The 6,014-nt window shown below is 32.4% G+C and carries 4 protein-coding genes and 1 pseudogene; all 5 read right to left on the bottom strand.

The features are described from left to right. Positions 1-305 precede the first annotated feature (305 nt). Positions 306-542 (bottom strand): annotated as a pseudogene (locus CL42_RS16870) (IS982 family transposase); the annotation flags it as partial. 187 nt (positions 543-729) lie between these two features. Then, on the bottom strand, positions 730-2,355 hold the full coding sequence (locus tag CL42_RS15355) for an SAVED domain-containing protein (protein ID WP_035270587.1): 1,626 nt from the start codon (positions 2,353-2,355) through the stop codon (positions 730-732). Positions 2,356-2,357: 2 nt separating this feature from the next. Beyond that, entirely contained in the window at positions 2,358-2,858 is a 501-nt protein-coding gene (locus CL42_RS15350) for a Mov34/MPN/PAD-1 family protein (RefSeq protein WP_035270585.1), read from the bottom strand. Then, the gene (locus tag CL42_RS15345) at positions 2,843-4,501 is read right to left on the bottom strand and encodes a ThiF family adenylyltransferase (RefSeq protein WP_035270581.1); all 1,659 of its coding nucleotides are present in this window, start codon (positions 4,499-4,501) and stop codon (positions 2,843-2,845) included. The genes CL42_RS15350 and CL42_RS15345 overlap by 16 nt, the downstream gene beginning before the upstream one ends. A gap of 9 nt (positions 4,502-4,510) precedes the next feature. Continuing rightward, positions 4,511-5,524 carry a nucleotidyltransferase gene (locus CL42_RS15340; protein ID WP_035270578.1) on the bottom strand — a complete coding sequence of 338 codons (1,014 nt, stop codon included), beginning with the start codon at positions 5,522-5,524 and terminating at the stop codon, positions 4,511-4,513. Between the last annotated feature and the right edge of the window lie 490 nt (positions 5,525-6,014).

Raw genomic sequence — 6,014 nt, 5'->3', positions numbered from 1 at the left:
ATGAACCTATTGGAAAATTTCAATTTTTGCAAAATAACGAGTAGAAGTGCTTCCTCAAAATTCACATAGTTCGATTAGACTTTGTAGAAAGCCAGCGAATGGGTATCAGCACTAAATCGTGATATTTCTTCGATTGATCAGGGCTAGATGTGAGGATAATAAATAGTTGTTCTATAAATTTTAGGGATGGACTTAATCATTTTGATAATTGTAGTACTAATAAGCTCTTATAAATTGTCTTGATTTCATTCTCACTAACCATATGAGCAATATAAGAACAAGTATTTAAGTAACCCGAATCCTGCTTAAGCCGATGATTCCTTAATTTGAATTGTTGGCTTATTACGATGGGTTAATTGATATGCACATAGTGAGGCGTAAATTCCACTCAGAAATCCATGAAGACTACGTGCTTTACTCGTCACTAAATTGTATTGCCCCTTCAATAAGCTGAATAATGTTTCTATTTTATTGCGTTGTCTTAGGTGATATTCATCTGATGCACAGAGTTGAATAGCCTGCATATTCTTCCGATGATAAGTGGCTTTGTTGTATAAACATTCTTCAAGATACTGATTTTTAAGGATTTGTTTAAATTTTAATCCAAAAATAAATTAAACAAAATCATAGTCTTAGATATTTATGCAACAAAGCCCCATTAGAGCTAAACTCCATTTACTAATGTCATATTTAAATCTAATGGTATGAAAGTACTATCAAATATACTGTTTAAATTACAGCGATTTCATTCTTGCTTCCATTATTTCGAATTTGAAGTCTTGGAACCATTGAATTATTTAAGTAATCATAAATAACCATTTCAGGATGATGCAGATCAAATGCTTGTCCAAACCATATACAAGCAGCATTGGATGCACATGGTAAGACATGAATTTTGGTAATTCCTTTATCTGTTAGACTATGAAATAACGCATGAATATCTTGCATGAAACTTAGTCCTCGTTCAGGATTTCTTATTGCTCCATTCCCCATATATTCTGGTTTAGCAGTAATATTAATTACCGGATGTCCTAATTCAACAGCCTTATTTTTAGAGGTTTCTGGATCAGCAGTGAGATTCAATCTAATAGTAATTTCAGTACAATCTTCTATTTCACTGAAATTATTAATTTCATACGCTTTGGTTGTACATATAAGATCAGGCCACATCCAACAACTTCCATCCCTATACATAAGCATAGGTATAAATTTCCCTTTATTTCCTAATTTACTTCCTAATGCTATTAGGCATGGCATAGGGCCGAAGCCAAAAATAGCTACTCTCTTATCATCAAATTTAGTTTCCCTAAGTAATTGTTCTGTTTGAACTTCAAATTCTTCTAAAAAATACTTTTTATAGAACTCATCAGCTGAAGCTCTTAAATGAGCTGGTAATGGTTCATGAATTAGTGTCTTATCTTTATGCAAAATAGATTTTAATGGGAGAAGGCAGCTTGCAATATCACGTCGTGAAGGAGACTGAGGAATATTGCGATTCACGGGCCAGAAAAATAAATACACTGGCATAGGAGTAAAGCTTAAAGAATCTAATAAATCTTCGCATTGTGCTATGAAATTACTTCTCATTTGCGAGAGTCTTGAAGCTGTATATTCTGCGCCAGCAACTTTATCAATTAACCTATGATGTTTTTCACATAATAATAAAATATTCGTTGGATCATCTGATAGTTGATATGAGAAGAAGGGGATACCGCGAGTAGAATTTTCTGATGCTGCAACATTATGAGCTAAAACGCCATATGTACCTTCAAATCCAGTTATTTCATCTATGTTTAATTTTGCACCACATCCTTTAAACATACATCGGCCATGACTTGAGAGATAAATCTGGTTTTTATCTTTTTCAGATAAATCGTTACCCCTACCTGTAAGATGCTCAAAATCAAAAATTCTTTTTATGAAATATTCTAATTGGTTTACAGGGTTTGGTTTTTGTTTAGGAATCTTTCTAGGAACAAAATCTACATCTTTAACTTCGCTCTCTTGAGAGGAGGTTAAATTCCATGTTTCTTTTAACTTTTCAAAATCATGTAGAGTGTGGGCATCAATTATGTGACCTTGAAGAAAGCGTGCATAAATGGAAATTTTTTTGGCAAGCAATCTTCGGACAAAAGTTAAAGTATCATCATAATTGAGAATTATACGGAAAAAACTTTCAGGGCTTTTATTTTTCAATAAGACAAAAATTATATTTTTACGTTCTTCATCAACTAATACACCTAATGAATCTATACAAATATGCTTTAAAATTTCTTCTATATATTTATTTGCATTTGATAAATCATCTATTGCTGATAAAGAAGTCTGTAAACTTAGGGATGGGTCTAGTTGCATTTTCAATTTAACTCAATATAACCTAACAGTTTGATTTTAAAATTTTTTCTACCAATCCAGATTCCAGTTTTTACTCTTCCGATTATTAAATATAAAACTGGGTCATTAAGATTGGTAATGCCATTTAGAACAGTATCTATATCCCTTAAATCGGTTGGAGAGGGTGTTGGTACATCTTCAGGATGTGTATGCCATAGGCCTTGAAAATTATAGAATTTTTTAGATTCGTTCCAAGCTTGTATTAAAGCATATTGGTGGGACTTTGACCTAAAGAAAGACATACGTGTTTGACAGTCTCCTTCCATAGGAGAGGTAAAGCTTTCAATGATTTTAGCTTTAGTTTCTATGTCTGTTCTTCCAATTAGAATGCCACCCGATTCTGGAGAATCTGATTCTAATTGTATAAATTGCTTTAAACTCTTTAAAACATTTGCTTGAATAATAAAGACTTGGCCTGTAGGTGTGTCACATTTAATCCTCCATTGAGTTATGTATTGCAACATGGGCATACTTCTTTATAAATTTCTTTTAAATTCAATATATTAATTCCATTTGAATTATTTACTGAATTATAAAAAGGGGTAGTAATTATTCCATTTTTATTTGCATTCTGATTGTCGCCAGAAATAGAAACAAATCCTAATTGTTGATTCAGGACATATTCAGAAATATAGCTTGCTAGCTTCATGCAATTTAAAGAAGAGAAGGGGGTAAATGCACCAGCACACCCTGTAATATTTTTAGCAATTAGCTGTCCAGATTGTACATATTTATACATAGGGGTAAGACTTTTATTTGATTTTTCATCAAAATATAAGCAGTTTAAACATCCTACATATTTATTATTGAAAGAAATAAAATGTCCACCTAAATCATAAGGTTCTAACCAGCCTATTATTACTTGAATGTTTGCACTTATTTCATAAATAGTTTTTACGAGAGAAATCTCAGTAGGAGTATGGCCAATTGCTATGATGATAGTATCAATATCTTCAGTAATTTTTGATTTTATCCAGCTTTCACCATGGCTTACGAATGGAAAAATAGTTAATCCGGGCCTTTCTATTAAAAACTTATTAGCTAAAGAAGTAGATTTATAGGTATTAACATACTGCAAACCTAAAGAATGACGATAAATATTATCTGTTTTTAAAAGCTCTGGATCTATGAAAGAAAATTTATTTACGCCTGTTTGAGCTAATATCTCTGCAATCTTTGAGCCTAAAGCCCCACATCCGATAATCGCTATATGTCTTGTTTTTTTCTCTTGCCCCGTTCTATTTAATAAATAATCTATCCACGCTCTTTGTGTTAAAGAGACTTTAAAGCCTTTGAAGCATACTTTTTCTTTGAAAGAATACCAAATGGCATAATAAAAAATCACATAAGCAAATCCATGTTCATTTGGAATTCCCACTAGGGCATAATGATTGCCTTGTTTTAACAAAGATCGTTTGTTCTCATTAGAGAGGGTATTAACAATTTTTAGAAAATAGTCCTCATTAAAATAATCTCCTATATCTGGTATGGGGAAAACAGAAGCATCTTCTAATAATATCTTATGAATTTTTACTTTTGTGAGCTGGTTGTGGTTTATGTAAGAACTATCGCCATCATCAATATGCTCTAATATTTGATGATTCCCTTTTGATGATTTTCTTAACCAACCATATAAATTAAATGTAGAAGTAGGGTCGCAATGTAATATTACATCCTCATTTATATTTTGAGTGCTGCCTAAATATCCTTCTAGTTCGTTATACAAGCTTACTCGGTTGTTTAATTGAAAATTAATAAAAGATTGCTTGAGTATATCTATAGCCCTTTCAAAGAATTCAGTAATAAGTTCTTTATGTCTATAGCCTTCAAAGTTTTCACCTTGATGATCCGTAGTACAAATTTCCCCACTTTGACTCACATGATCTAAGGCAGACATTGGTCGTGTCAATATTCTAAAAATGGGAGGTATCGTCCAATTAGCTCTATTTTGAAAAATTAGACCAAGGCAAACCTGTTGTGTATTAATGAGAAAATCAAATTTTAGATTAACCCAATCCTTAGTAATAGAAGTGACATGGATATTTTGAGCTCCATGTTCACTTAATAGCTTTTCAATATTGTCTAACTTTGGGTTATCAAAAAACATTGAGTTTTCCTAAGCAGATTTTCCTTCTTGAGTGTAATAAGTTTGTACTACTGGTTCGGACACTTCTTGTATTTCAGGGATAGGGAATTGACTTCCAAAAGTTTTATTTAAAATTTTGCAAGCTTCTACTGTATCAGTTTCCTCATTTACAGCTTCTAAAGATGATTTTAAATCTTCAAGTTTTGATTTTAAGTGCTCCATTTGTTTTCGGGTCAATTTTTCGAGTAAGTCTACACCTTGATGTGCAGGTAAATTAATTACGAGTCTGAAGTAATACTCGTTATTTTCTGGATCAATGCTAAAGGTAGTGAATTGATCTAATACATTATTTACTATAGAAAGTAATACCTTATTATCATTCTCATAATCTTCAGCTGTTATATGCTCATATACAGCTGTAGTGATAGCAATACTCTTAAAAAAATCTAGACCTTTCTCATTTCGCCATTGTTTCAAGTAGCGAGTACATCGTCTAAACTGATGACGTAAATCTGAATCATCTTCAAATTTTCCCAAAATTGTATCGGTAAGTTCAGTAGGATTTGAAATATCCCAAGTCTTAAGGTCTTCAGAGGAGAATTCCTTACCTCGAGCTAGATACATATTGCCTTTGTCGTCTTCAGCGTAGATGGGCAGATCTACATGATAATCGGGACTACCATTTTTGAGATAAGTGACAGTTACGCAAGGTCGTTTGATCGTTACAGTTCTATTTGAATGAGTTAAAGTATCTCTAACAATTTTTTTAATTTCTACTGAGCCATATTCCTCTTTGTCACAATCTAATAAAACTCCTACATCAATATCATAATCTCCATTCTTAGGCTTAATCCCTGTGCCCAAGGCATAACTACCTTGATTAAAGTATTCAACAAATTGAGGACCATTTGGATCCTTTTTGAGTTCATCTTTTAAGGTGCTAATCAAAAGGTCACGTTTTTCACGTAATGTACTTTCTTCGTCATAACGACCTAATCGAATATTTGTGTGGAACTTAGCATAGTGTTTTTGTGGATTCGCCATATTGTTGTATTCCTGTAGTGCTTTTGTTGTTATGGGGATCTTCTATATTAAATACAAGTTAAGACATTAAAAAAAATGGAATTTTTAAAGGGAAAATTTAATCAAAAAATATTTAAACAAACGATGAGATGTATCAATCTCCAATTTTTAGCATTCCTTCCCAACTAAAATAGTTTTGAGTCAAATTCTTTCTGGACATCGCCCATACACGACCATGCATCTTGCAAGGTCCAATTACGGCATCGCCACCACAGAGTAAAAAGAATGTTCAAAATAAACAGTCTAAAAATTCTGAATAGCCTTTTAGAACAGAGAGTTAAGGCACACAATTTAAAATAGTCAGTGAGCCTATCAAAATCCTCATGTATGAAACCTAAGAAGTTCCACATTTTTCTGGGTATACAAGCCTAAATTTTATGGAAAGAATTCATATGCTGCTCCTTTAGCTAAAAGAGTATTCAGCTTACGATTCGTGGTTATTTTCAACGGC

Origin of the sequence: Acinetobacter sp. Ver3 (assembly GCF_000632455.1) — a bacterium.
Classification (GTDB): domain Bacteria; phylum Pseudomonadota; class Gammaproteobacteria; order Pseudomonadales; family Moraxellaceae; genus Acinetobacter.
The sequence above is the reverse complement of the archived record's forward strand: the minus strand, read 5'-3'. Positions and strand labels throughout refer to the sequence as shown.

Excerpts from the sequence above, each read along its gene's own strand:
- CL42_RS15355 (WP_035270587.1), bottom strand. The coding sequence starts at position 2,355 with ATGCAACTAGACCCATCCCTAAGTTTACAGACTTCTTTATCAGCAATA.
- CL42_RS15350 (WP_035270585.1), bottom strand. The coding sequence starts at position 2,858 with ATGTTGCAATACATAACTCAATGGAGGATTAAATGTGACACACCTACA.
- CL42_RS15345 (WP_035270581.1), bottom strand. The coding sequence starts at position 4,501 with ATGTTTTTTGATAACCCAAAGTTAGACAATATTGAAAAGCTATTAAGT.
- CL42_RS15340 (WP_035270578.1), bottom strand. The coding sequence starts at position 5,524 with ATGGCGAATCCACAAAAACACTATGCTAAGTTCCACACAAATATTCGA.